The 25,500-nt window shown below is 70.4% G+C and carries 18 protein-coding genes and 1 pseudogene; 10 read left to right on the forward strand and 9 right to left on the reverse strand.

The genetic code is table 11. The annotated features are described in order from the left end of the window. Positions 1-360: 360 nt before the first annotated feature. Positions 361-810 (forward strand): PTS sugar transporter subunit IIA, encoded by a 450-nt coding sequence (locus tag AC3ETA_RS05185; RefSeq protein ID WP_432191612.1) that lies wholly within the window; start codon positions 361-363, stop codon positions 808-810. 82 nt (positions 811-892) lie between these two features. Then, the gene (gene ptsP, locus AC3ETA_RS05190; RefSeq protein ID WP_432191613.1) at positions 893-2,563 is read left to right on the forward strand and encodes a phosphoenolpyruvate--protein phosphotransferase; all 1,671 of its coding nucleotides are present in this window, start codon (positions 893-895) and stop codon (positions 2,561-2,563) included. Between the two features lie 72 nt (positions 2,564-2,635). On the opposite strand, the gene AC3ETA_RS05195 is transcribed toward ptsP, so the two are convergent. Then, a complete protein-coding gene (locus AC3ETA_RS05195) occupies positions 2,636-3,535 on the reverse strand; it encodes a hypothetical protein (RefSeq protein ID WP_432191614.1) in 900 nt (299 codons plus the stop codon). Positions 3,536-3,721: 186 nt separating this feature from the next. Further along, positions 3,722-5,689, reverse strand: coding sequence for an acetoacetate--CoA ligase (locus AC3ETA_RS05200; protein WP_432191615.1), 1,968 nt, complete (start codon positions 5,687-5,689; stop codon positions 3,722-3,724). A 214-nt stretch (positions 5,690-5,903) separates the two neighbouring features. On the opposite strand from AC3ETA_RS05200, the gene AC3ETA_RS05205 reads away from it, so the two are divergent. After that, positions 5,904-8,282 carry a glycoside hydrolase family 31 protein gene (locus tag AC3ETA_RS05205; RefSeq protein WP_432191616.1) on the forward strand — a complete coding sequence of 793 codons (2,379 nt, stop codon included), beginning with the start codon at positions 5,904-5,906 and terminating at the stop codon, positions 8,280-8,282. Here the strand turns inward: AC3ETA_RS05205 and AC3ETA_RS05210 are convergent. Beyond that, positions 8,273-8,809, reverse strand: coding sequence for an NUDIX domain-containing protein (locus AC3ETA_RS05210; RefSeq protein WP_432191617.1), 537 nt, complete (start codon positions 8,807-8,809; stop codon positions 8,273-8,275). The two genes, AC3ETA_RS05205 and AC3ETA_RS05210, sit on opposite strands and share 10 nt — an antisense overlap. A gap of 47 nt (positions 8,810-8,856) precedes the next feature. Further along, the gene (locus AC3ETA_RS05215; RefSeq protein WP_432191618.1) at positions 8,857-9,669 is read right to left on the reverse strand and encodes a M15 family metallopeptidase; all 813 of its coding nucleotides are present in this window, start codon (positions 9,667-9,669) and stop codon (positions 8,857-8,859) included. Between the two features lie 166 nt (positions 9,670-9,835). Between AC3ETA_RS05215 and AC3ETA_RS05220 the strand changes: the two genes are divergently transcribed. The 5 genes from AC3ETA_RS05220 to glpK all read left to right on the forward strand — a co-directional run bounded on the left by AC3ETA_RS05220 (position 9,836) and on the right by glpK (position 16,026). Further along, on the forward strand, positions 9,836-10,261 hold the full coding sequence (locus AC3ETA_RS05220) for a Zn-ribbon domain-containing OB-fold protein (RefSeq protein WP_432191851.1): 426 nt from the start codon (positions 9,836-9,838) through the stop codon (positions 10,259-10,261). Further along, complete coding sequence (locus tag AC3ETA_RS05225) at positions 10,258-11,448, forward strand: lipid-transfer protein (protein ID WP_432191619.1); 1,191 nt, start codon at positions 10,258-10,260, stop codon at positions 11,446-11,448. The genes AC3ETA_RS05220 and AC3ETA_RS05225 overlap by 4 nt, the downstream gene beginning before the upstream one ends. A gap of 178 nt (positions 11,449-11,626) precedes the next feature. After that, positions 11,627-13,276, forward strand: coding sequence for an EAL domain-containing protein (locus AC3ETA_RS05230; RefSeq protein ID WP_432191620.1), 1,650 nt, complete (start codon positions 11,627-11,629; stop codon positions 13,274-13,276). 490 nt (positions 13,277-13,766) lie between these two features. Next, positions 13,767-14,492: an MIP/aquaporin family protein gene (locus tag AC3ETA_RS05235; RefSeq protein WP_432191621.1), complete on the forward strand. Its 726-nt coding sequence runs from the start codon at positions 13,767-13,769 to the stop codon at positions 14,490-14,492. A gap of 22 nt (positions 14,493-14,514) precedes the next feature. Continuing rightward, positions 14,515-16,026: a glycerol kinase GlpK gene (gene glpK, locus AC3ETA_RS05240; RefSeq protein ID WP_432191622.1), complete on the forward strand. Its 1,512-nt coding sequence runs from the start codon at positions 14,515-14,517 to the stop codon at positions 16,024-16,026. 119 nt (positions 16,027-16,145) lie between these two features. On the opposite strand, the gene AC3ETA_RS05245 is transcribed toward glpK, so the two are convergent. Genes AC3ETA_RS05245 through AC3ETA_RS05265 form a run of 5 tightly spaced genes read right to left on the reverse strand, consistent with a single transcriptional unit; the run spans position 16,146 to position 24,098 of the window. After that, the gene (locus tag AC3ETA_RS05245) at positions 16,146-16,751 is read right to left on the reverse strand and encodes a GTP-binding protein (protein WP_432191623.1); all 606 of its coding nucleotides are present in this window, start codon (positions 16,749-16,751) and stop codon (positions 16,146-16,148) included. Further along, positions 16,732-20,382: a hydantoinase B/oxoprolinase family protein gene (locus AC3ETA_RS05250; RefSeq protein WP_432191624.1), complete on the reverse strand. Its 3,651-nt coding sequence runs from the start codon at positions 20,380-20,382 to the stop codon at positions 16,732-16,734. Before AC3ETA_RS05250 ends, AC3ETA_RS05245 begins: the two co-directional genes overlap by 20 nt. A 24-nt stretch (positions 20,383-20,406) precedes the next feature. After that, complete coding sequence (locus tag AC3ETA_RS05255; RefSeq protein ID WP_432191625.1) at positions 20,407-20,802, reverse strand: DUF742 domain-containing protein; 396 nt, start codon at positions 20,800-20,802, stop codon at positions 20,407-20,409. A 9-nt stretch (positions 20,803-20,811) separates the two neighbouring features. Further along, the gene (locus tag AC3ETA_RS05260; RefSeq protein ID WP_030955653.1) at positions 20,812-21,249 is read right to left on the reverse strand and encodes a roadblock/LC7 domain-containing protein; all 438 of its coding nucleotides are present in this window, start codon (positions 21,247-21,249) and stop codon (positions 20,812-20,814) included. After that, positions 21,246-24,098: a nitrate- and nitrite sensing domain-containing protein gene (locus tag AC3ETA_RS05265; RefSeq protein ID WP_432191626.1), complete on the reverse strand. Its 2,853-nt coding sequence runs from the start codon at positions 24,096-24,098 to the stop codon at positions 21,246-21,248. Before AC3ETA_RS05265 ends, AC3ETA_RS05260 begins: the two co-directional genes overlap by 4 nt. A 421-nt stretch (positions 24,099-24,519) precedes the next feature. Between AC3ETA_RS05265 and AC3ETA_RS05270 the strand changes: the two genes are divergently transcribed. Both AC3ETA_RS05270 and AC3ETA_RS05275 read left to right on the forward strand, forming a co-directional pair. Then, positions 24,520-25,128, forward strand: a complete 609-nt coding sequence (locus AC3ETA_RS05270) for a hypothetical protein (RefSeq protein WP_432191852.1) — start codon at positions 24,520-24,522, stop codon at positions 25,126-25,128. A 158-nt stretch (positions 25,129-25,286) separates the two neighbouring features. Next, a pseudogene (locus tag AC3ETA_RS05275) lies at positions 25,287-25,484 on the forward strand (amino acid permease); the annotation flags it as partial. Positions 25,485-25,500 lie beyond the last annotated feature (16 nt).

Raw genomic sequence — 25,500 nt, forward strand, 5'->3', positions numbered from 1 at the left:
TGTACTCACCCTCTCGGGCTTTCCTCCGGGCGCTTCCCTTCGGTGTTCCAAACTCTATCAGTGTTTTTCCGGCCCTCTGACCACCGTCCCGCAGGCATGCAGAAGGTGACCCCGAGATAGGATCTGACAAGGTTGGATGCTGCCAGGCAAGGGCGCTCAACTGCGTCACTCAGACCCAAGCAGGAGTACGACTGTACACGTGGCCGTGGAGCGCGTGCAAATCGATTTGCGGTATGGTCTAGACCACTCCGGAGTGCCCACGCGGAACCGGCACTTCATGTGACATACCCTGCTGAACAGTGTGCCGTCCGGCACAGGCAGCGACGGCCCATAACGATCTCCACCCCTGGGAGGTTTCCCATGACCACCGTGACGTCCCCACAGGCAGGACGCGCCGTCGGACTGGCGTCCGTACCGGATCCCGTCTTCTCCGGCGCCATGGTCGGCCCGGGCACTGCGATCGACCCCGTGCGTGAGCCCTCCGAGGCCGTCTCGCCCGTGGACGGGGTCATCGTCTCTCTCCACCCTCATGCCTTCGTCGTTGTGGACGACCAGGGTCATGGGGTCCTCACCCACCTCGGTATCGACACCGTGCAGCTCAACGGCGAGGGCTTCGAGCTGCTCGTGAACAAGGGCGACACCGTTACGCGCGGCCAGAGCATCGTGCGCTGGGACCCTGCGGCCGTCGAGGCGGCCGGCAAGTCCCCGGTGTGCCCGATCGTCGCCCTCGAGGCCACGGCCGAGGCTCTCTCCGATCTGCGTGACAGCGGCGATGTGAAGGCCGGCGACAGTCTCTTCACCTGGAAGTGACTTCGATGCCGTCGTATGACGGCGAGTAGGGACCACAACCACCGCGGCGGCGGGACCCGCCGCACTATCGGAGACGGGTGAGATGGAGACAACGCTGCAAGGCGTCGGCGTGAGCCACGGTGTGGCCATCGGCGAGGTTCGGCACATGGGAACGGCGGTCCTGGAACCGCCTGCCAAGCAGATTCCGGCCGAGGACGCGGAGCGTGAACAGGGGCGCGCCCGCAAGGCGGTGGAGGCTGTGGCAGCCGACCTGATGGCGCGCGGCAACCTGGCGGGGGGCGAAGCCCAGGCGGTACTCGAGGCGCAGGCCATGATGGCCCAGGACCCCGAACTGATGGCGGACGTGGACCGGCGCATCGCCGTCGGCAGCACGGCCGAGCGGGCGGTGTACGACGCCTTCGCCGCGTACCGCGAGCTGCTGGCCGGTGCCGGTGAGTACCTTGCCGGTCGCGTGGCCGACCTCGACGACGTGCGGAATCGTATCGTCGCCCGGCTGCTCGGGGTTCCGATGCCGGGTGTCCCGGACAGCGACGAGCCCTACGTCCTGGTGGCGCGCGACCTCGCGCCTGCGGACACGGCGCTGCTGGACCCCACTCTCGTTCTCGGTTTTGTCACCGAGGAGGGCGGGCCGACCAGTCACAGCGCGATTCTGGCGCGGGCGCTCGGGGTGCCGGCCGTGGTCGCGCTGCCGGGTGCCGGTGAGCTCGCCGAGGGCACGGTCATCGCGGTCGACGGCAGCACCGGCGACATCTTCGTGAACCCGAGCGCGGAGAAGAAGGTGGAGCTCGAGGCCGCGGCCGCCGCGCGCAAGGCCGCGCTCGCCGCGTCGACGGGGCCGGGTGCCACCGCCGACGGTCACAAGGTGCCGCTGCTTGCGAACGTCGGCGGTCCGGCTGACGTGCCGGCTGCCGTCGAGGCGGGTGCCGAGGGCGTCGGTCTGTTCCGTACCGAGTTCCTCTTCCTCGACGACAGCAAGAATGCGCCGTCGGAGGAGAAGCAGGTCGAGGCCTATCGGCAGGTTCTCGAGGCCTTCCCCGAGGGCCGGGTGGTCGTCCGTGTCCTGGACGCGGGTGCGGACAAGCCGCTGGACTTCCTGACACCTGCCGACGAGCCGAACCCCGCGCTGGGTGTGCGTGGTCTGCGGACGCTGCTGGACCACCCCGACGTGCTGCGGACGCAGCTGACTGCGCTCGCGAAGGCGGCGGAGGGACTGCCCGTCTACCTTGAGGTCATGGCCCCGATGGTGGCTGACCGATCCGACGCCAAGGCGTTCGCGAACGCGTGCCGTGAGGCCGGGCTGCGGGCGAAGTTCGGGGCGATGGTGGAGATCCCCTCCGCCGCGCTGCGGGCGCGCTCGGTCCTTCAGGAGGTCGAGTTCCTGTCCTTGGGTACCAACGACCTCGCGCAGTACACCTTCGCTGCGGACCGTCAGGTGGGTGCGGTGTCCCGCCTTCAGGACCCGTGGCAGCCCGCGCTGCTCGACCTGGTCGCGCTGTCCGCGGAGGCGGCGAAGGCCGAGGGCAAGAGCTGTGGAGTCTGCGGTGAGGCCGCGTCCGACCCGCTGCTGGCCTGTGTGCTGACCGGTCTGGGTGTCACCTCCCTGTCCATGGGTTCGGCGTCCATTCCCTATGTCCGGGCGACGCTGGCGAAGTACACGCTGGCGCAGTGTGAGCGTGCGGCCGCGGCGGCGCGTGCTGCCGAGAGCGCCGAGGAGGCGCGCAACGCCGCTCAGGCCGTGCTCTCGGGCGAGTAAGGCCGCGGCGGCACGGCTGCGTTTTGGTTGTGTGGGGCGCCCCACCTTCGGGTGGAGCGCCCCTTGCACGTCTCAGTGGTGATGACCAGGGGGCGTCTGCTCGCTCCCGCTGCCGAGGTCCGGGGGCACGCAGTAGTCGACGCCTGATTCCGGTGAGATCAGGTCGCCCGTTTCGATATCGGTGCAGTAGGCGTCGAAGACCTCGCCAGCAGTGAGGGGTTCCAGTCCGTCTCCGCGCAGGCGCCATCCGTAGATGCGGTCGGTCGTGCCGGGCGCGCTGGTCCGCATCACGAGTCCGCCGGGGCTGCGGGTGGCAAGGCCGAGGGCGAGCACGGTGGTGAACTCCAGCGCTTCGGCCTCGTCGAGGTGTGCTGAACCTTCGTCGTCCTCGTCGGCGTGCAGGACGGAGAGGAGTGTTTCCGGGGTTCCGGTGACGCTGCATACGACGTGTCGGCTGCCCGGCGGGGCCATATCCAGGATGCGTACGAGGAGGCCGGAGGCGCGTGTGAAGGCGGCACGGCCGATGTCCTCGCCGCACGTAGCGCAGGTTCCGAGGCGTGCCAGGAGGATGGACGCGTATTCCCAGGTGGCTTGCCGGACGGCTTCGTCGACGAGGGCCGGGACGACGTCCGACAGCGGCCGGCCGTCGTAGGGGACGGTGGGTCCGGTGGCCGCGAGTTCAGCGGTGAAGCGTGTGCGGCTCGACGAGGCGTCGGGGTCGAGGCCGGTGTCGGCGCAGAACTCGGCGTACTCCTGTGGGTCGAAGAGCGCGATCGTCGTATGGCCGCCCTGGGAGGCCCGGGTCCTGAGGAGGGCTTCCACCTGTTCCAGGTAGAACTTGTGGTCGTCGAAGGTGAAGCTGCGGTAGCGCCGCATGGCTCGGAAGTCGTGCTCGTCGGTCAGAAGGCCGATCGTCCCGGCGATCTCGCGGCGCAGGATGCGTCGCATCGTCTGGTGGTCGGTGTGCGCCATGTTTTCCCCCTGGTACGCAGTCGATCAATGCTCACTCACAGTAACCGGCGGCACTGACAACGGGGCGGGAGGAAGTGCGCGGAGAGCTGGGTGGGGCGTATTTGCCCAGTTCGGAGGGGGGGTCCGGTGCTGTCGGCCTCGGACTCCGCGTGAGTGCGGTGGGTCCGAGGCCGGGTGTCAGGTCGGTCAGGCGCGCTTGCGGGCGAGGTCCTCGTAGAAGTGGAGGAGGTCGAGGTTGTCGACGGAGCCGGGGTTGACCGCCTTGTCCAGGGGGGTTCCCTGGAGGAGGCGCTTGACCGGGACCTCGATGCGCTTGCCGGTGAGGGTGTGCGGGACGCCGGGGACCTCGATGACCTCGTCGGGGACGTGGCGCGGAGAGAGCTGTTCGCGGATGGTCTGCTTGATGCGGTTCAGGAGGGCCTCGTCGAGTACGGCGCCCGGAACCAGGTGTACGAACAGGGGCATCCAGTAGCCGCCGTCGGCCTGTTCGATACCGATGACGAGGGATTCCTTGATCTCGGGGAGGCGCTCCACGGCTTCGTAGATGTCGGCCGACCCCATGCGGACGCCCTGGCGGTTGAGGGTCGAGTCGGAGCGGCCGTGGATGACGACGGAGCCGCGTGAGGTGATGGTGATCCAGTCGCCGTGGCGCCATACGCCGGGGTAGGTGTCGAAGTAGCTGTCGTGGTACCGGCTGCCGTCGGGGTCGTTCCAGAAGTGGATCGGCATCGACGGCATGGGGTTGGTGACCACGAGCTCCCCCACCTCGTCGATGACGGGTCTGCCGCTGGGGTCCCAGGACTGGAGACCGGTGCCGAGGCCGGCGGCCTGGAGCTCGCCGACGTGTACGGGCAGGGTGGGCACGGCTCCGGCGAAGCAGGAGCACACGTCCGTGCCGCCGCTGACGGAGGCGATCCAGAGGTCGTCGCGGACTTCGTCGTGCAGCCAGCGGAAACCGTCGGGCGGCAGTGGTGAGCCGGTGGTGGCGACGCACTGCACCTTGGAGAGGTCGAAGTCACGCGCGGGGTGCACGTCGGCTTTGCGGCAGGCCATGACGTAGGCGGCTGAGGTGCCGTAGAGGGTCGCTCCGGTGCGTTCGGCGATGCGCCACTGGGCGCCGGTGTCGGGATAGCCGGGGCTGCCGTCGTAGAGGACGATCGTGGTGCCGGTGAGCAGGCCGGAGACGAGGAAGTTCCACATCATCCAGCCGGTCGAGGTGAACCAGAAGAAACGGTCCTCGGGGCCCAGGTCGCAGTGCAGGCCGAGTTGCTTGAGGTGCTCGACGAGGATGCCGCCCTGGGACTGGACGATGGCTTTGGGCAGGCCGGTCGTGCCGGAGGAGTAGAGCACCCAGAGGGGGTGCTCGAAGGGGACCTGCTCGAAGACGGGTTCCTCGTCGGCGGCGGTGAGGGCCGACCATTCCAGGGCTCCTTCGGGGGCCTCGGTGCCGAGGACCGGAATGTGCACGACCGCTCGCAGGGTCGGCAGTTCGCGGCGGAGTTCGGCGACGGTCTCGCGGCGGTCGTGTTCCTTGCCGCCGTAGCGGTAGCCGTCGACGGTGAACAGCACGACCGGCTCGACCTGCTGGAAGCGGTCGAGGACGCTGCGGGCGCCGAAGTCGGGGGCGCAGGAGGTCCATACGCCGCCGACGGTGGCTGTGGCGAGCAGTGCGACCACTGCCTGCGGGATGTTGGGGAGGTAGCCGCTGACGCGGTCTCCGGGGCGTACACCGAGGGCGCGCAGCTCGGCGGCGAGGGAGCCCACCTGGCGGCGGAGCTCGGACCAGGTGACGGGGCGGGGCTCATGGGATTCGTCGACGTGCAGGAGTGCGGGTTGGTCCGCGCGGGTCGCTGCCGCGCGCAGGGCGTGCTCGGCGTAGTTGAGGGTCGCGCCGGGGAACCACTGGGCGCCGGGCATCGAGCGGTCGCCGAGCACGCGCGCGTAGGGGGTGGAGAACTGTACGTCGAACCACTCCGTGACGGCGTTCCAGAAGGCTTCCAGTTCGTCGACCGACCAGCGGTGCAGCGCCGCGTAGCCGCCCTCGGCGGGGGCGCCGTGGTTCTCGGCGGCCCAGGCCTGGAACTGGGTGACCTGTGCTCGGGCGATGCGCTGCGGGTCTGGCTGCCACAGCGGCTGGGGGTTCAGGATCGACATGGAGCGGCTCCCGGAAACTGTGCGCGTCGTGTGCGTCTTCCACGCACGGCGGGGGTGTGCGCGTGACGCGGATGACACGGACGATGCCATGTGATCGACTTCTACACCAGGGTCCGCCCCACATAGTCCGTGTCGTGAAGATGTGGTCCCGGCACGGGTGAACGGCAGTTGAACGGCACACGCGTGTGGGGCGGCGAATGGCAGGCTGAGCAGCATGGACGGTCGTGACCTGGTGCGTTCGATGAAGGTGGTCGGTTCTGTGGGGGCGGCCCAGGGGTTGCGCACCGTACGAGCAGCCTGGCGCAGGAAGCGCGCGGACGCCGTGGGGCTGCCACCCCGGGGTGCCGAGCGTGCCCGTGTGCCCGGGCCTGTGCAGGAGGTGCGGCCCGGTCCGGGTGGCGGTGTGATCCGGTTCAGCCGGTCCGAGCTGCAGGTGACCGTGACGGTGAACGGGGCGGTCTTCTGGGGCTGGGACGGGTCGGCTCCCGAGCCGTCGTACGCGCTGGCGGGCCGCTGTCCGGAACCGGATCCCAGGGCGGTGCTGGAGCCCGACAAGGACGGTGGCTGGCGGGTCGTGGCCGAGCGGGTGACCGTGGTCATCTCGCGGCACGGCGCCGTGGAGGTGCAGACGCCCGGTGGTGTGACGTTGCGTCGTGATCTGCCGCCGCGCTGGTGGGAGCCCGTCGCGGGTGGGCCGGCGCGCTGGATGCAGCGGTCGGAGGTGGCTGCGGACGCGCGGTTCTTCGGGCTCGGGGGGCGGGCATCGGGACCGCGGCTCAGGGACGGGACGTACTCACTGTGGAACACCGATCCCGGGCGTTCGTTCGGTCCCGGTGACGACCCGCTGTACATCACGATGCCGGTGCAGCTGGTCGTGGCCGACGCCGCCACGCACCTGGTGTTCCACGACACCTCGTGGGACGGCACCGTGACGCTGCGGGAGGGCGAGGAAGGCGCCGGTTCCGGGCACGACCGGGCGGGGACCAGCGAGCTGCGGATGGACGGCGGTCCCCTGCGGTGCTGGGTGATGGTGGGTACTCCCGCGCGCGTACTGCTCGTGTGGGCCTCCCTGACCGGTCCGGCGGCGCTGCCGCCCGCGTGGGCGCTGGGGCACCATCACGCGCGGTGGGGGTTCGGCAGCGAGCAGGAGGTGCGGCGGATCGTTTCGGGTTATCAGGAGCGGGATCTGCCGCTGGACGCGGTCCATCTGGACATCGACCACTACGACGAGCATCAGGTGTTCACGGTCGACCATGAGGGCTTTCCCAAGCTGCCTCAGCTCGCCGAGGATTTGCGGCGGGACGGGATCCGCCTGGTGTCGATCGTCGACCCGGCGGTCAAGGCGGAGCCGGGCAACCCCGTGTACGACAGCGGCACTGCCCTGGACGTGTTCGTGCGGAACGCCTCGGGTGAGGTCGCGCGGGGTGTGGTCTGGCCCGGGGATGCGGTCTTCCCCGACTTCACGCACGCGCGCGTGCGTGTGTGGTGGGGCGGGCTGTACGAGGAGCGGCTGGCGCAGGGTTTCGCGGGTTTCTGGCATGACATGAACGAGCCGACTTCGTTCACCGCGTTCGGGGAGTCGACGCTGCCGCGTTCGGCCAGGCACTCCTTGGAGGGGCGGGGCGGCGACCACCGGGAGGCGCACAACGTCTATGGCCTGTGCATGGCCAGTGCGGGCTACGAAGGGCTGCGCGAACTGGCTCCCGGGGAGCGCCCCTTCGTCTTCTCGCGCTCGGGGTGGGCCGGCATGCAGCGTTATGGCGGCAGCTGGTCCGGGGACGTGGCCACGGGCTGGCCCGGGCTGCGGGCGTCGCTGTCGCTGGTCATGGGGCTCGGGCTGTGCGGCGTGCCGTACTCGGGGCCGGACGTGGGCGGCTTCGACGGGAGTCCGTCGCCGGAGCTGTATCTGCGGTGGTTCCAGTTCGCGGCGTATCTGCCGCTGTTCCGTACGCACGCGAGTCTGCGGGCGGGGCGCAGGGAGCCGTGGGAGTTCGGCCCCGAGGTGCTGGAGCACGCGCGCGTGGCGCTCGTCGAGCGCCGGAGGCTGCTGCCGTACTTCATGACGCTGGCGCATCTGGCCCGGCGCACAGGGGCGCCCTATGTGCGTCCGATGTGGTGGTCGGCGCCCGAGGACCGCACGTTGCGCGACTGCGAGGATGCGTTTCTGCTCGGCGACGATCTGTTGGTGGTGCCGGTGCTGGATCCGGGGGCGGACCGGCGTGCCGTGCAGTTGCCGCGGGGGCGTTGGTACGACACGGCGACGGAGCGGGCGTACGAAGGGCCGGGGCAGGTTCTCGTCGACGCGCCCATGTCACGGATCCCGGTGCTTGTGCGCTCGGGCGCCGTCGTCCCCGTGCGTGGGGACGACGGCGGGCTGGAACTGGAGGTGTGGGCGCCCGCCCGGGGACGGGCCGGGAGCGGGCTGGTGGTGCCGGACGCGGGGGACGGCTGGCACGAGCCGGAGATCGAGCGCTACGTCACCCGCTGGGACGGCGACCGTGTGGTCGTCGAGCTGGAGCACGAGGACGGCATGATCCCGTCACCCCGTCCGGTGCGTGTTCGCGGGCTGGGCGAGGGTGCGGCTCAGATGTAGCGGCCCTCGAAGAAGGCCCGTACGGCCAGCGTGTGCAGCGGGAAGGCGAGCTCCTCCGGCCTGCGCAGGAGGTGCCGGCCCTCGGTCTCGTCCGTGGCGGCCGACGCCGGCAGACGGTCGGCGGGCCGCTCCGGGAGGAGGCCGAACAGCAGCAGGTGGCCGTCCGGGGAGCTCATGGCGTCGACGAGGCGTACGTCGCGGCCGGCCGCGTCGATGCCGGTCTCCTCGCCGAGTTCGCGGACCACGGCGTGCCGCCAGTCCTCGCGGTCGTCGATGTAGCCGCCCGGCAGGGCGATGCCCCCGCGCGCGGGGGCGATGGTGCGGGTGACGACGACCAGGGCTGTGCCCTGGGTGTCGTACACGGGCTGGAGGGCGATGGCCACAGGCAGCGGGTTGCGGTAGGCCACGGCTCCGCACACCGGGCAGGTGCGCGGCCAGCCGGAGACGCCCTCTCCGTAGGGCGCACCGCAGGTCGAACAGTGGGAGTTCGCTGCGGAGTTGGGAACGGAGGTTTGAGTTTCGGACACGCGGCGGACTGTATCCGATGAGTGGAAGGGCGTCTTCCGGGGGCCGGTCACCAGTGCGTGGTGAGGGATTTCGAGGACACGGGGAAGTCGAAGTAGGTGTCCGGGTAGAGCTCGGGCTTGTACGTGTAGTGCCACCACTCCTCGGCGAGGTTCACGAATCCGAGGGCTTCCAGGGCGCTCTTGAGGAGCAGTCGGTTGGCGCGCTGTTCGCCCTGGATGCGTGGGTCGAGGGTGTGGGAGAGGGTGTCGAAGCAGTCGAATCCGGTGCCCATGTCGAGGGAGTTGTCGGGGAACCGCTCGGCCTTGGCCGCATAGCAGGGCACCAGGGGCTCGCCGGGTCGGTACGGCCGGGTCGGCTTGGCCGGCAGCCTGACGATGGTCAGGTCCGTGGTGGAGCCGCGGCTGTGGCCGGACTTCTCCGCGATGTAGCCGTCCAGGAACAGCCGGGTCTTGTCGACGTTCGGGTAGAACTCGCCCTTCATGGCCTGGTCGTCGAGGTCCTCGGCCCAGCGCACGAAGTGGTCCACGGCGCGCTGCGGGCGGTAGCAGTCGTACACCTTGAGCGAGTAGCCCTGGCGCAGGAGCCGCAGCTGGGCCTTGTGGAGCGCTTCGGCGGCGGGTCGGGTGAGGATGCACAGGGGCTGCCGGTAGCCGTCGATGCGCTCGCCGACGAAGTTGTGCGGAGTGAAGTACCGCATCTCCTGGATGATCGTCGGATCCACGTTTCTCAGCGCCACGAAGTCCCTGGGGGCCTTGTCGGTCGCGGTCTTCGCCTGGGCGGTCGCGGGTGCGGCGGTCACGGCGAGGAGCGTGGCGAGGGTGACGGTCAGTCGCCGTGCCAAGGTCGAGAGTCGTGTCATGTCTCCTGCATCTATCAGGTGTGCGGTCCGTCGGGGAAGCGATCCGGTGCGGTTCCTTCCGAAGGGCGCACCCGGCGCCCTGCCGTTGTCCGGTCGACCGTGACAGACTTCTGACGAACCGTCAGATGAGTTGTCGGGAGGGGATATGCCACGCACGCGTACGCCTGTGGTCGCCGGGTGGTTCGCCGGCGACGGGGAGGACTTCCGGCTGATCGGTACCCGTTGCTCCGCGTGTACGTCGGTGTTCTTCCCTCGAGAGGGCGGCCACTGCCGCAACCCGGGCTGTCCCGGCGGTGACCTGGAGGAGGTCACCCTGTCGAGGCGCGGGCGCGTCTGGTCCTTCACGGACAGCCGGTACCGGCCTCCGTCACCCTATGTGACCAATCCGGAACTTCCGTGGGAGCCGTACACGTTGATCGCTGTGGAGCTGGAATCCGAGCGCCTCGTGGTGCTGGGACAAGCGGCTCCCGGGGTCACCGTCGCCGATCTGACGGTGGGTATGGAGGTGGAGGTCGTACCAGGTGTGCTCCATGAGGACACGGAGACAACCTGGACGACCTGGCAGTGGCGGCCGACGGGGGTGACGGCATGACGGACGACGTGGCGGTGCTCGGCGCGGGCATGCATCCATGGGGCAAGTGGGGACGGAACTTCGTCGAGTACGGCGTGGCGGCGGCACGCGCGGCGCTGGCCGACGCGGGCCTGGAGTGGCGGGACATCGGGTCGATCGTCGGTGCGGACACCGTGCGGGGCGGCTACCCGGGATACGTGGCCGGGGCGACGTTCGCGAAGGCGCTCGGCTGGCAGGGTGCGCGGGTCGCGAGCGTGTACGCGGCGTGCGCTTCGGGGGCCCAGGCCGTCAACACCGCGCGGGCGCAGATACTTTCGGGGCTCGCGGACGTGGTGCTCGTGGTCGGCGCCGACGCGGCTCCCAAGGGCTTCTTCCGACCGGCGGGCGGCGACCGGCCCGACGATCCGGACTGGCTGCGGTTCCGTGTCCTCGGTGCGACGAATCCGACCTACTTCGGGCTGTACGCCCGTCGGCGGATGGCGGTGCACGGGGACACCCCTGAGGACTTCGGCCAGGTCAAAGTGAAGAACTCCGCCCTGGGCGCGCTCAATCCCAACGCCCGCTACCGCAAAGCGGTCACCGCCGACGAGGTCGCCGCCTCAGCCGTGGTGGCCGATCCGCTGCGGCTGCTCGACATCTGCGCGACGTCGGACGGGGGCGCCGCGCTCGTGCTGTCCGGGATGGACTTCGCGCGTCGGCACGGAGTCCCCGATCCGGTGCGGATACGGGCGGTCTCCACGGTGACACCGCGCTACCCCAACACCGTTCTGGACCTGCCCGACATCGCGACGGACTCCGCGGTGGCGGTGCAGCCGACGGCCGAGACGTTCCGGGAGTCGATCGCCCGCGCGGCCTACGAGGAAGCGGGAATCGGGCCCGGGGACCTGTCCTTCGCGGAGGTCTACGACTTGTCCACCGCACTGGAGTTGCAGTGGTACGAGGATCTCGGGCTGTGCGGCGAAGGAGAGGCCGCGAAGCTGCTGAGAGAGGGCACGACGGCGCTGGGCGGACGCATACCCGTGAACACGAGCGGCGGCCTGGCCTCCTTCGGCGAGGCGGTACCGGCCCAGGCCATCGCCCAAGTATGCGAGCTGACGTGGCAGTTGAGGGGCGCCGCGGGCGAGCGTCAGGTCGCCGGTGCGCGGGTGGGCATCGCCGCGAACCAGGGGTTGTTCGGACACGGGTCGGCGGTGGTCGCGGTGCGGTGAGATCGGGGCGCGGCGGTTGTGGCCCATGCCTGCGCGAGTGGTCGCGCCAACTGCGGATCGAGCTCGTTCGAGCCCAGGGCCATCAGCATCAGTCTACGCAGCGTGAGCGGGCCGGAATCCTGCGTGAACGTCTCATGAACTGGGCTCGGGCGGGCTCCAGCGGCGCAATCATGCTCCCGTGCACTCCTGGACGGATACTCTCCGCTTCGCCTTCCAACCGGTGGTCAATCTGACGACCGGCGGGGTCGCGGGGCTGGAGATACTGGCCCGCCCGGAGACCGGTGACGTCCTGGCCGAGGCGCGCCGCGATCCCGAACTCGACGGCCGGCTCGCCGTGTTGGCGTTCCGCGCGGCGGCTCGCAAGGAGACCCTGCTCCCCCTGTACGTCAACGTGTTCGCCGGCACCCTCGGCGACCTCGGTGGGCTGACACCTCTGCACGACGCGGTCCGCGCCGCGGGGCGGCTGCCGTGGGAGGTGACGATCGATGTCGGTCCGCCGTACACACATGTGCCCCAGCAGGCGCTTCTGGAGGCGGTCGGCACGCTGCGGGACCAGGGGTTCCGGATCAGCGCGGACGGCGTCGGCGACGGAGACGTCCCGCTGCGGCTGCTCACCGACATGTCGCCGGAGCTGGTGAAACTGGACGCGTCCCTGCTGGCGCGGCCGGCGGCGATCGGTGCGATGCGGACGCTGTCCGAGCAGCTGGGGGCACTCGTGTGCGTGGAGGGGGTGGAGACGGAGCTGCAGTGCGCGGCGGCACGAGCGGCGGGTGCGCAGCTGGCCCAGGGCGAGCTGTTCGCTCCACCGGCCCGGCTGCCCGCGGCGGAGGTATACGTTCCGCCGCGCTCGACCGGACTGGCGGTGACACCTCGGTCCGGTCCCTCGGTACGCGAGTTCGTGCGGCCGGCGGCACTGCTGCCCGCCACCGCGTCGGCCGGACAGGTGCGGGCGCTGCTGACCGGGTCCCCGGACGTGTCCGGGGTGCTGCTGGTGGACATGTACGGCGTCCCGGTGCGGTCGGTGCATCGTTCCCGCTTTCTGCTGTCGATGTCGGGCCGCTACGGCCACGCCCTCTACGCCGACCGGCCCGCGGCAAAGCTCGGCGATCCACCGCGCACGGTGGGCGTCGACGCCACGGCGTGGGAGGTACTGGACGTGGTCGCGGACGGCGGCCGGGACCGCACCTCGGACGACGTCGCCGTGGTCGACCGGTTCGGCCGGTGTGTCGGTGTCGTAAGGCTCGCGGACCTCGTGCGGGCGCTCGCCGAGAACCGGGTGGAGGAGGCGGCCGGGCTCAACCCGCTGACCCGGCTGCCGGGATCCGACGCGATCACCGGTGAGGTGGACCAGCGGATCGCGGACGGGCGGAGATTCGCGCTGAGCTGGCTGGACGTGGACCACTTCAAGCAGGTCAACGACGGGGCCGGGTTCGCGGCCGGCGACGAGCTGATCAGGTCGGTCGGACGGGCGCTTCAGCACGTGGCGACGGACAGCACCCGCGTCGGCCACATCGGCGGGGACGACTTCTTGGTCCTCGCGGATCCGGAGGGGCTGAATCCGCTGGCTGCCTCGGTGTTGGACGCGCCCTGGTCGGCGGGCGGACGCGCCATCACGCTGTCACTCGCCACGGTCCTGTGCGAACCCGGGAGCGTGACGGACCATCGGCAGGCGGCCTCCTGTCTGGCACCGCTGAAGAAAGCTGCGAAGTCGCTGCGCGGGGCGAGCTGGGTCCTGGGACGCGCGGGACTGCCGGGGCACGAAATCCTGCGCGGAGTGGAAACGGCGACTGCCGCCGGTTGCGCGGTGGCGGAGCCCGGCAGGGGGTGAGACGCTTTCCCCACGAGGTCGGCGGTGGCCGAAAGGCACCCGTGGGCCTCAGCACAGCAATAGCCTTCGACCCCTGTCGAGTCCAGCAGGAACTGGCCCGCCTGCCGGCCCCGGCGGGGCCTGGTGTCCCGTCCCTGTCCCGTCTCACTTCCGAGTGGGCGTGCCCGGAGCGCGGAAGGCGTGGGCCCGTGAACCGTCGGCACACCCCGAACCGTTGGCGTCAGCGACCTTGACGCCCCTTGGACACCGGTGAACACTTCCCGGTGTCAGCCGACATCGCCGTACATTCTCGGCGTATCCACGCACTGTGCCGCGCGGTTCCGCCTGTGCAAAGGCCCTCCCCCACGGGCGATTCGGCTGCGACGGCACGCTCGTCACGGACGCCGGGCGGGGTCGGGACCTTCCCTGCCTTCGTCTGAAGTCGCCATGGGAAACGCACCCCGCACGAAGAACCGGGGCCGATCGTCCCGGCCAGGGCCTAGGAGCAGCCATGAGCAACGGAGACATTTTCCTCGGTGAGGTCATCGGCACCGCGATCCTGATCCTCTTCGGAGCCGGTGTCGTAGCCGCCGTCCTGCTGAATTACTCCAAGGCGAAGGACGGCGGCTGGATCGTCATCGCCTTCGGCTGGGGATTCGGCGTCATGGCCGGCGCGTACACCGCGGCCCCGCTGTCCGGTGGACAGATCAACCCGGCCGTGACGATCGGGATCGCCATCGACACAGGGGTCTGGGACAAGGTCGGCATCTACATCGCAGGCCAGATGGTCGGCGCGATGCTCGGTGCGGTGCTGTGCTGGCTGGTCTACTTCGCGCAGTTCCAGGCCAACCGCGACGAGAAGCTCGCTCAGCCGACGCTCGGGATCTTCTCCACCGCGCCCGCGATCCGAAATCCTGTCGCGAACCTGATCACCGAGATCATCGCGACGATCGCCCTGGTGCTGCCGATCCTGGCGTTCGGCCTGACCAAGGGACTCGGCCTGTCGGGCACGGGAATCCTGATCGTCTCGTTCCTGGTGGTCGGCATCGGCCTGTCGCTCGGCGGTCCCACGGGGTACGCCATCAACCCGGCCCGTGACCTGGGCCCCCGCATCATCCACGCCCTGCTGCCGATTCCCAACAAGGGCACCTCGGACTGGGGTTACTCCTGGATCCCGGTCGTGGGACCGCTGATCGGCGGGGCGTTGTCCGGGGTCATCTTCAACGCAGCGTTCTGAAGGATCCGACGAAGGGGACGTCATGACGGACAAGTTCGTCGCCGCAATCGACCAGGGCACGACCTCGAGCCGCTGCATCATCTTCAACCAGGACGGCGCGATCGTGGCCGTCGACCAGCGCGAGCACCGCCAGATCTTCCCCAAGCCCGGCTGGGTGGAGCACGACGCCACGGAGATCTGGTCCAAGGTGCAGGCGGTGGTCGCCGGGGCGATCGCCAAGGCCGGACTGCGCACCGACCAGCTCAGCGCGCTCGGCATCACCAACCAGCGCGAGACGACGGTCCTGTGGGACCGTGCGACCGGCAAGCCGGTGCACAACGCGATCGTGTGGCAGGACACGCGCACCGCTGCACTGTGCAACCAACTCGGCGGCTCGGACGGGCAGGACCGGTTCCGCGAGCAGACCGGCCTGCCGCTGGCCAGCTACTTCTCCGGCCCCAAGGCGGCCTGGCTGCTGGACAACGTGCCCGGCCTGCGGGATCGCGCCGAACGGGGCGAGATCGCCTTCGGCACCATCGACTCCTGGCTCATCTGGAACCTCACCGGCGGCACGGACGGCGGGCGGCACGTCACCGACGTGACGAACGCCGGGCGCACGATGCTGATGAACCTGGGGACCCTCCAGTGGGACTCCTCGATCCTGTCCGCCATGAACGTGCCCGAGGCCGTCCTGCCGGAGATCAGGTCCTCCGCCGAGGTGTACGGCACCGCCGTCGGCCAGCTGGCCGGGGTCCCGGTCGCCTCGGCCCTGGGCGACCAGCAGGCGGCCGTGTTCGGGCAGGCCTGCTACGACGTCGGCACCGCGAAGAACACCTACGGCACCGGAAGCTTCCTGCTGCTCAACACGGGCAACCGGCCGGTGCCGTCGAAGAGCGGGCTGCTGACGACGATGGGCTACAAGATCGGCGACGAGGCGCCGGTGTACTGCCTGGAGGGGGCCATAGCCATAACGGGCGCGCTCGTCCAATGGTTCCGCGACCAGCTCGGCATCATCCGCACCGCCGACGAGATCGAGCCCCTCGCGGAGAGCGTCGAGGACAACGGCGGTGCGTACATCGTGCCCGCGTTCTCCGGCCTGTTCGCTCCGTACTGGCGCTCGGACGCGCGCGGTGTCATCACCGGCCTGACGCGCTACGTCACCAAGGCGCACCTCGCCCGCGCGGTGCTGGAGGCGACGAGCTGGCAGACGCGCGAGGTCGTGGACGCCATGTACCAGGACTCCGGCGTCGAGATCACGACCCTGAAGGTCGACGGTGGCATGACGAAGAACAACCTCCTCATGCAGCACCAGGCCGACGTACTCGGCGTGCCGGTGATCCGGCCCAAGATCTCCGAGACGACCTGCCTGGGCGCCGCCTACGCGGCCGGGCTGGCCACGGGCGTGTGGAACGACCTGGACGAGCTGAAGGCGCACTGGGCGAAGGACGCCGAGTGGACGCCCACCATGACCGCCGAGACGCGTGACCGCGAGTACCACAACTGGCGCAAGGCGGTGGAGAAGAGCTTCGGTTGGCAGGAGGACGGCCAGAGCTGACGCAGGCGCCGAGAGCGGCCCACGCGTGCGTGCGTCCGAGGTGAGCCACGTGTGTGTGCCCCAGGCGCACGGCCCGTACCCCGGTCGGCGGGGGTACGGGTCGTGTCTGTGAGCGCGGTTCAGGTCGCCACGGTCTGCCGGTGGCTCGCCTGGAAGGCCATCGCGTGCTGGACGACGCCGATGAGGATCTCCTTGACGGACTCCCGGTCGCGGGCGTCGCACAGCACCAGCGGTACGTCGGGGTCCAGATCGAGGGCCTGCCGGATGTCGGCGGCGGGGTAACGGTCGGCGCCCTCGAAGCAGTTGACGCCGACGAGGAAGGGTATGCCGCGCCGTTCGAAGTAGTCGATGGCGGCGAAGGAGTCCTCCAGACGCCGTGTGTCGGCGAGGACGATCGCGCCGAGGGCGCCCTCCGACAGCTCGTCCCACATGAACCAGAACCGCTCCTGGCCGGGCGTGCCGAAGAGGTACAGGACCAGGTCCTCGCGCAGGGTGATGCGGCCGAAGTCCATGGCCACGGTGGTGGTGCGCTTGCCCTCGACACCGCTCGTGTCGTCGACCGGACGTCCGGCCTCGGTGAGCAGTTCCTCGGTGCGCAGCGGCCTGATCTCGCTGACCGCGCCGACGAGGGTGGTCTTGCCCACGCCGAAGCCGCCGGCCACCAGGATCTTGAGCGTGACGGGCTCGACCGGAGGCTTCCCGCGCTCAGAACGCCCGAAGATCATCGATCTCTTCTCCTGCTTGATGGGGGTCGCGCGACGGTGGGCCGTAGCCTCCGCCGCCGGGGGTTTCGATGACGAGTACGTCGCCGGGGCCGACGTCAGCCGAGTCGCTGCCGGCGAGCGCGGTGACCGTGCCGTCCGCGTGCTCGACACGGTTGGCTCCCAGTGCGCCGGGCTCGCCGCCGGCCATGCCGTAGGGCGGGACCCTGCGGTGCTGGGACAGCGTGGAGACCGTCATGGGCTCGTGGAACCGGAGGCGGCGTACGGCACCGTCCCCGCCGTGCCACCGCCCGGCGCCGCCGCTGCCGTGCCGGAGCGCGAACTCGTCGAGTTGGACGGGCAGTCGCCATTCCAGCACTTCGGGATCGGTGAGCCGTGAGTTGGTCATGTGGGTCTGAACGACGGGCGCGCCGGGGAAGCCGTCTCCCGCGCCTGATCCGGAGGCCACGGTCTCGTAGTACTGGTGGCGTTCGTTGCCGAAGGTGACGTTGTTCATGGTGCCGGAGCCCTCCGCCTGGACGCCGAGGGCCGCGTAGAGGGCGCCGGTGATGGCCTGGGAGGTCTCCACGTTGCCCGCGACGACCGCGGCCGGTGGTTCGGGGGCGAGCATGGAACCGGGCGGCACGATGATGTCGAGGGGGCGCAGGCAGCCGTCGTTGAGCGGGATGTCGTCGGCGACCAGGGTGCGGAAGACGTACAGGACCGCGGCGTTGACCACCGAGAAGGGCGCGTTGAAGTTGGTGGCGAGCTGCGGGGAGGTGCCGGCGAAGTCGACGGTGGCGGTGCGGGCGGCGCGGTCCACGCGCACGCGTACCCGGATGACGGCGCCAGAGTCGGTCTCGTAGGCGTACTCGCCGTCGTCGAGGGCGTCGATGACCCGGCGCACCGCTTCCTCGGCGTTGTCCTGGACGTGCCGCATGTACGCCTGGACGACGTCGAGGCCGAAGTTCTCGATCATTCGGGCGACTTCGTCGACGCCCTTCTGGTTGGCCGCGATCTGGGCGCGCAGGTCGGCGAGGTTGGTCCGGGGGTTGCGGGAGGGGTACCGCGCCTCGGTGAGCAGGCGGAGGGTCTCCTCCTCGCGGAAGCGGCCGTTCTCGGCGAGCAGCCAGTTGTCGAAGAGGATTCCCTCCTCCTCGATGGTGCTGCTGTTCGCGGGCATGGAGCCGGGCGCGATGCCGCCGATCTCGGCGTGGTGGCCGCGCGAGGCGACGTAGAAGAGGATCCGCGGCTCACCCTCCGTGTTCGCCGTGCCGCCCGTGTCGAACACCGGGGTGATCACGGTGACGTCGGGGAGATGGGTGCCGCCGTGGTAGGGGTCGTTGACCGCGTAGGTGTCGCCCGGGCGCATGCCGGAGCCGCGGCGCCGGATGACCTCCTTGACGCTCGTGCCCATCGAGCCCAGGTGGACGGGGATGTGCGGGGCGTTGGCCACCAGGTTTCCGTCCGGGTCGAAGAGCGCGCACGAGAAGTCCAGGCGCTCCTTGATGTTGACGGACTGGGCCGTGGACTCGAGGCGGGCGCCCATCTGTTCGGCGATGGACATGAAGAGGTTGTTGAAGACCTCGAGCAGAACCGGGTCGGCTTTCGTGTCGAGGTCGGAACTCTCCGTAGTCGCCACGCGTTCCATGACCAGATGCCCGTCGTCGGTCGCCACGGCTTGCCAGCCGTCGTCCACGACGGTCGTCGCGCCGGCCTCGGTGATGATCGCCGGGCCGGTGACGGTTTCACCGGGAGGAAGGAACTCGCGGCGGTGGAGGGGTACTTCGCGCCGGGTGCCGCCGGTGTGGAGGCGGACCGTCGGCGGTGCGGCCGGGCTGCCCTCGGGGGCGGCCTCGTAAGGGGCGAGAGCGGAGAGATCAGGGGGTTCGGTGATGCCGGTGGCCTCGACGGAGAGGGCTTCGACGACGATCGGGCGGTCGAGAGTGAAGGAGTACGTGGCGCGATGACGTTCTTCGAAGGCACGCCGCATCGGGGCGGGCTCGGTGAGTTCGACGGTGAGGGTGGTGTCGGTGCCGTCGTAGCGGAGTTGGGCGCGTCGGGTGATCCTGACCTGGTCCTCGGGGACGTCCTCGTCGAGGAGTTCGGCGCGGGCGGCGGATTCGAGGTCGTCCGCGGTCTTCAGTACGCCTGCCATCGAGGAGGTGTCGAGGGGGACCTCCACGGACTGTTCGCGCATGGCCGTCGTGTCGGCGAGCCCGATGCCGAGTGCGGACAGGACGCCGGCCATGGGCGGCACGAGGACGGTGCGGATGCCGAGCGAGTCGGCGACCATGCACGCGTGCTGTCCACCCGCGCCACCGAAGGTGGTGAGGGCGTAGCGGGTGACGTCGTGGCCCTTCTGGACGGAGATCCGCTTCACGGCGTTGGCGATGTTGGCGACGGCGATCTGAAGGTAGCCCTCGGCCACCTGCTCGGGGGTGCGGTCGTCCCCCGTCTGTTCGCGGATCTCACGCGCGAGGGCGGCGAAGCGGTCGCGGACGAGGGCGTCGTCGAGGGGCTGGTCGCCGTCGGGCCCGAACACCTGGGGGAAGTACGCGGGTTGGATGCGGCCGAGCATGACGTTGGCGTCGGTCACGGCGAGCGGTCCGCCGCCCCGGTAGCAGGCGGGCCCCGGGTCCGCGCCCGCCGAGTCCGGCCCTACGCGGTAGCGGGAGCCGTCGAAGTGGAGAACCGAGCCGCCGCCGGCCGCGACGGTGTGGATGTCCAGCATGGGGGCGCGCAGCCGCACCCCGGCGATCTGGGTGGTGAAGACGCGTTCGTAGCCGCCCGCGAAGTGCGAGACGTCGGTGGAGGTGCCGCCCATGTCGAAGCCGATGACCCGGTCGAACCCGGCCAGCTGCGACATGCGGGCCATGCCGACGATGCCGCCGGCGGGTCCGGAGAGGATGGCGTCCTTGCCGCGGAACTGCCCGGCTTCGGCGAGACCGCCGTTCGACTGCATGAACATCAGCCGCACGTCTTCGAGCTGGTCGGCGATGTGCTGGACGTAGCGGCGCAGCACGGGCGAGAGGTAGGCGTCGACGACGGCGGTGTCCCCGCGCGGGACGAGTTTCATCAGGGGGCTGACCTCGCTGGACAGCGAGATCTGCGGGAAGCCGACGCGACCGGCGAGTCGCCCGACAGCCTGCTCGTGGGCGGGGTGGAGATGGCTGTGCATGCAGACCACGGCGACCGCACGGATCCCGTCGTCGTACGCCTCCCGGAGGGGACCGGCCAGGGCATCGAGGTCGGGGGTGCGCAGGACGGTGCCGTCGGCGGCGATGCGTTCGTCGACCTCGACGACGCGCTCGTACAGCAGCTCGGGCAGCTCGATGCGGCGGGCGAAGATGCGGGGGCGGTTCTGGTAGGCGATGCGCAGGGCGTCGCGGAAGCCACTGGTGATCACGAGCAGGGTCCGCTCGCCCTTGCGCTCCAGGAGGGCGTTCGTGGCGACCGTCGTGCCCATGCGGACGGCCTCGATGGGGTCCGGGGAGCCGTCCAGCAGTTCGCGTACGCCCGCCACGGCCGCGTCGGAGTAGCGCGCCGGGTTCTCCGACAGGAGCTTGTGCGTCAGCAGGCGGCCGTCCGGGCGTCGCGCGACGATGTCCGTGAAGGTACCGCCACGGTCGACCCAGAACTGCCAGCCTGTCACGTCACTACCCCGCTTCCGCGCCGCTCAGAGCGCCCGCAGGCCGTTGATCACGTCGCGCAGAATACTCTCGTCCACCAGCTCGGCAGGCGGTACGGGCCGGTTCACATGGACGAATTCCGCGTCCACGAGGTCCCCGACGAGTACCCGCACGACTCCGATGGGCAGATCGAGTTCGGCGGAGAGTTCCGCGACGGACTGCGGGGCGTCACGGCACAGCCCGACGATGTCCACGTGTTCCGGGGACAGTGTCGAGTCGGCGTCCGGGTCGTCCGCGTGCGATTCCGCGACGACCACCGCGATCAGGTCGAGGCGGTGCTGGGCCGCACTGGTGGTGCGGCCGCGCGTCATGGCGTACGGACGGACGACCGGTCCGGCCTCGTCGTCGAACCAGTGGCTTCTTCCCTGACCGTCAGCGCTCATGCCATCCCACTACCCGCCCGAGGTCAGATCGGTGCGCGGAGTGGAGCCCAGATGTACGCCGACCCGCTTGACGAGGAGCGTCATCTCGTACGCGACCTGGCCGACGTCGGAGTCGGCGTCCGAGAGCACGGCGAGGCAGCTGCCGTCACCGGCCGCCGTCACGAACAGGAAGGCTTCGTCCAGCTCGACGACCGTCTGCCGGACGCTGCCCGCCTCGAAGTGGCGGCCCACGCCCTTGGCGAGGCTGTGGAACCCGGACGCCACAGCGGCCAGGTGCTCGCTGTCCTCACGGGTCAGGTCCTTGGACACACCCGTCGGCAGGCCGTCGCCGGAGAGCACAAGGGCCTTGCGGATGCTGGCGACGCGGTCCACCAGGTCGTCGAGGAGCCAGTTGAGCTCCCCCGACTGGTTCGTCGCGGTGTGGCCGGTCGCCTCTGGTGCGGTCATCGACCGTCCCCCTTAGTCGTTCGTTGTGGTGCTGTGCCGCTGTGGGTGTCGTCGCCCGCGGCGTTCTCCGTGCGGCCGCGTTGCCAGCCGCGCTGGAGCGAGGCCATTCGGCTGCGTACCTCGTCCGCGTCCCGTTCCACGGGCTCCGGCTTGCCCTCGGGGCGCCGCGCGGGGCCCTGCCTGAGCTGGGGAGCCAGGTTGGCCTGCCGTACGCGTCGGGGCAGCGCGCCCGCTCCGGAGCCACTGGGCGGTTGCGCGCCGGCCAGGGTCGGTGCGGAGTCGTCGGGGCCGCCGGACGCGATCGCCGGGCGGTGTGTGCGCTTTGGCAGTGCCGGTGGCTCCGGCTGCTCACCGCGGTCCCGCGCGCCGGCGGACGGGATACCGGGGCGCTCCTGGCCATGGTCGTGCCCGTCGGCCGCGCCGCCCTGGGGCCCTGTGCCGCGGCGGCGGGTCGGCAGCGGAGCGAGGCCGTTGGGCTGCGGTCGGGTCTGGCTCGCCGTGGGCTCAGGGTCCGGCTTCTCGCGCCGGGAGCGCTGCTCCGTGACGGGGCGCCCGTGCGAGCTGACCAGCTTGGGTGTACTGCGGCGGGGCAGCGGCACCGGGGCGCTCATGTCGGCTTCGGGGCCGGTCTGCTCCGGGCCGCCGGGGATCCCGGAGGCCGGGTGCTGCTCGCCGAGGGGGCCCGTCGCCTCGGTCTCCGTGGGGCCGAGGGCCCGGCGCGGGCGGAACAGGCCGCCGCGATCGCCGTCCTCGTCGTCGAGGTGGTCCGGGAAGCCTCCGAGCGCGTCGAGGTCGACAGGGGCTTCCAGTTCGACCGGGCCGTCCAGGAGCGGGGTGGGCAGGCCGGGCACGCGGACCGGTACCTGGGAGAGGGCCGCGCGGCGCGCCTCCTCCAGCTCCGCCTCCTTGGACGGGGTGGGCCGGTCGAGGCGGAATCCGATGCCGTTGGTGTCGGGCACGTCGTCGGTGAGGAGCGCGTCGGGGATGAACACGACGGCGGTGGTACCGCCGTACGGCGACGGCTGGAGGGAGACACGGACGTTCTGGCGCTGGGCGAGACGGCTGACCACGAAGAGGCCGAGCCGGTCGGTGTCGGACAGTTCGAACTCGGGCGTCTCGGCGAGCCGGAGGTTGGCGTCGAGGAGGGCCTCGGCGGCCATGCCCAGGCCGCGGTCGTGGATCTCCAGGGTGAAGCCGTTGGCGACGCGCTCGCCCAGCACCTGGACCGCTGTGTGCGGCGGGGAGAACACCGTGGCGTTCTCCAGGAGTTCGGCGACGAGGTGAGTGATGTCCGCGACGGCCGGACCGGTGACGGCGACACGGGGCAGCCGGCGCACCTCGATGCGCTCGTAGTCCTCGACCTCGGCGACCGCGGCGCGCACGACATCCATGAGCTGGACGGGCTTGCGCCACTGCCGGGAGGGGGCGGCGCCGGAGAGGATCACCAGGCCCTCGGCGTGGCGGCGCATGCGGGTGGTCAGGTGGTCCAGGCGGAACAGGTCGGCGAGTTCGTCGGTGTCCTCGGTCCGGCGTTCCATGGTGTCGAGGAGGGTGAGCTGCTTGTGCAGGAGGACCTGGCTGCGGCGGGCGAGGTTCACGAAGACCTCGGAGACGCCGGCGCGCAGTTCGGCCTGCTTGACGGCGGCCTCGACGGCGGCGCGCTGGAGGGTGTTGAGGGCCTGGCCGACCTCGCCGATCTCGTTCTTGTCGTACTCCAGGCGCGGGACCTCGGTCTCCACGTCGACCTGTTCGCCGGCGGACAGGCGGCGCATCACGCTGGGCAGGCGCACACCGGACGCCTCGTGGGCCTCCATGCGCAGCTGCCGCAGGTCGCGGATGAGGCTGCGGCCGATCCGTACGGACAGCACGAGCGAGAACAGCAGGGCAAGCAGTCCGAGGACGCCGGCGATGGCGGCCTTGACGATGACGCCCATCGCGACCGGCTGGACGCGCTCCTGATAGCGGGTGCCCGCCTCGTCGTTGAGTTTGCTGAGCTCTTCCAGGACGCTGCCCGCGGCGGTGTCCCAGCTCTTGGCCTCGACGATGCTGGGCCGGCCCGGCTGGCCGAAGATGACGGCCTGTTCGGCGACGCGCAGCGGGGCGGTGGAGGCGTTCTTCCAGAAGCGCTCGAAGCGCTCGCGCTCCGACGACGGCAGGTCGGTGAGGCTGACGTCGTACATGAGGGTGCGCTGGGCCACGAGGTCGGAGACGTCGCGGATCTCCTCGCGGGTGAGCTTGCCGACCACGAGGGCGGAACTGAGCAACGCGTCCTCGCGGGAGAGGAGCTCGCGGGCGCGGGTGACGTTGAGCAGGGCGCGTGCCTGCTTGTCCATCGCGACGCTGTCGATGCCGTCGAGGGCACCCAGCAGGGCGTAGCAGGGGTCGACGAGGCGGTTGTAGAGATACAGGGCCTGGGCGCGGGTCACCGTGCCGTCCTCGACGCTGCGGCGCAGGGCGTTGATGCCGTCGAAGGCGTCCAGGACCGCGGTGAGGCGCTCCTCGTCGCCCTCGTCCATCCCGTCACGGACGTCGGGGTCCTTGGCGTTCTTGCGGATCTCGGACACCGCGGCGTCGGTGGAGCGCCGGGTGACGCGCAGTGCCGTCAGTGCGTCCGAGGCCCGTGGGTCGGCGAGATAGACGAGCGCCTGACGGCGCTCCTGCTGGAGGACGCGCACGGCGTCCTCGGTGGAGTAACCGATCTTCTCGACGAGGGACGACACCGTGAACAACTGGGCCACACCTCGCCCCGTGAGTACCGTGGCGAAACCCCAGATAGCGGTCAGGGACACCAGCGGCACGAGAAGCAGCGCCACCATCTTCCGGCGGATCGACTTCCCGCGAAAGCGCATGGCCTCCCCCAGCTCAAACCCCCCACCGGGCAGGGGGCACACCTGTGCGTCAACAGTCGGCGCGAGCCTACTACCGACGCACAACTAACTCGAAGAGCGGTCCGGAACCTGAACTTCCGTACCGGCGACGAGACATGTGGAGTTGTCCGTTCATTACGGGAGATTGCCTACCGCGATCCCATGGCACCCCGAGGGAGGGAACCAGCCGGTTTCTCTGGCCAGTTGGCCGGATTTCTATCATTCCCGGGAATCTTCGGGCCGCGTCGTTCGTCCTTCTGTACGGGAAATGGGGGCGGAATGGGCCACAGGAGCCGCATCCAGCCCCTGGGCGGCGTAAAACAGCGCAAGCCGGGCAGCCACTGGGGAGTCGGGTCTTCGGACACGGGCAAGGGGTCTGCTGGCGGTGGGGAGTGACACGGTGATGGGCACGGCGGAGCGGCGTGAGGCGCTTGAGGACGGCGCCACGGCGCACGAGAGGGCGCGGCGCGGTCCCGAAGCGCTGGATCGCGACATTCCGGTGGGCGGGCGCACGGAGACGGTGAGCCGCGAGATTCCGGAGGGCACACGCGTGGTGACGGCGGACGAGGACGACGCCGGCGTGGCGGCCGACGGTGACCGGACGCCCGGGGGCTGGTCGGGGTACCGGCCGTTGTGGGTGGAGGAGACCGCGCCCCGGCGCCGAATGCCGGATCCGGTGCGCAGGTCGGCGGTGCGGGCCGTGCTGATCATCGCGTTGACGCTGATACAGGCGATGGTGGCCTTCCTGTGCACGCTGGCGGGATCGTGGCTGGCGTTCCCCATGGTGATCAGCAGCGTCGTCAGCACCGTGGTGGCCACCTGGGGCGCCCTGGACGTCTGGGTGACCCGCCAGGTCTGGAACCAGCGCAACGGCGTGGTCTCGGCGCCGAGCAGCACGGCGCGCTCCCTGCGACGCGAGCGGCGCCGAGCCCGGCAGCTGGCGCGGGAGGCCGAGCGCGCGCAGGAGCGAATAGGCCGGCGGAGCCGGACCGGGCGGTTGTCGCACTCCTGAGTTCCGGTCGATCGGCACGCGGCCGGCCGCACAGCTGACGCGCGGTCGAGCGGCCGATCCCCCAACCCCCGGTCGGACAGCCGGTACCGGCAGGACAGCCGGCGCCCGTTCGCACGTGTCGGGGCACGTCGTACGGTTGCTGACAGCCGCAAGACCCCAACGCTGCGGCTCCGTACCACTGGTATCTGCGCCGGGGCGCGGTGCTGTTCGTCGCCGTCGTCGCGGGCGGCGGCTTCGCCTGCTACTGGTTCGTTCAGCGCCATCGGACGGGCGTCCTCGCCGAGCACAGCCTGGAGGGCGCGGCAAGGCAGGCCGCACCCGGCGACGGTCCCGTCGTCTTGTCGGCGGCGAACTGAGCGACCCCGCGCCTCC

Source organism: Streptomyces sp. bgisy027 (assembly GCF_057710365.1).

Coding starts and splice junctions, on each gene's coding strand:
- glpK (WP_432191622.1), top strand. CDS start 14,515: ATGACGGACAAGTTCGTCGCCGCAATCGACCAGGGCACGACCTCGAGC.
- AC3ETA_RS05225 (WP_432191619.1), top strand. CDS start 10,258: ATGACGGACGACGTGGCGGTGCTCGGCGCGGGCATGCATCCATGGGGC.
- AC3ETA_RS05270 (WP_432191852.1), top strand. CDS start 24,520: ATGGGCACGGCGGAGCGGCGTGAGGCGCTTGAGGACGGCGCCACGGCG.
- AC3ETA_RS05260 (WP_030955653.1), bottom strand. CDS start 21,249: ATGACCGCACCAGAGGCGACCGGCCACACCGCGACGAACCAGTCGGGG.
- AC3ETA_RS05205 (WP_432191616.1), top strand. CDS start 5,904: ATGGACGGTCGTGACCTGGTGCGTTCGATGAAGGTGGTCGGTTCTGTG.
- ptsP (WP_432191613.1), top strand. CDS start 893: ATGGAGACAACGCTGCAAGGCGTCGGCGTGAGCCACGGTGTGGCCATC.
- AC3ETA_RS05185 (WP_432191612.1), top strand. CDS start 361: ATGACCACCGTGACGTCCCCACAGGCAGGACGCGCCGTCGGACTGGCG.
- AC3ETA_RS05245 (WP_432191623.1), bottom strand. CDS start 16,751: ATGATCTTCGGGCGTTCTGAGCGCGGGAAGCCTCCGGTCGAGCCCGTC.
- AC3ETA_RS05255 (WP_432191625.1), bottom strand. CDS start 20,802: ATGAGCGCTGACGGTCAGGGAAGAAGCCACTGGTTCGACGACGAGGCC.
- AC3ETA_RS05200 (WP_432191615.1), bottom strand. CDS start 5,689: ATGTCGATCCTGAACCCCCAGCCGCTGTGGCAGCCAGACCCGCAGCGC.
- AC3ETA_RS05195 (WP_432191614.1), bottom strand. CDS start 3,535: ATGGCGCACACCGACCACCAGACGATGCGACGCATCCTGCGCCGCGAG.
- AC3ETA_RS05235 (WP_432191621.1), top strand. CDS start 13,767: ATGAGCAACGGAGACATTTTCCTCGGTGAGGTCATCGGCACCGCGATC.
- AC3ETA_RS05265 (WP_432191626.1), bottom strand. CDS start 24,098: ATGCGCTTTCGCGGGAAGTCGATCCGCCGGAAGATGGTGGCGCTGCTT.
- AC3ETA_RS05215 (WP_432191618.1), bottom strand. CDS start 9,669: ATGACACGACTCTCGACCTTGGCACGGCGACTGACCGTCACCCTCGCC.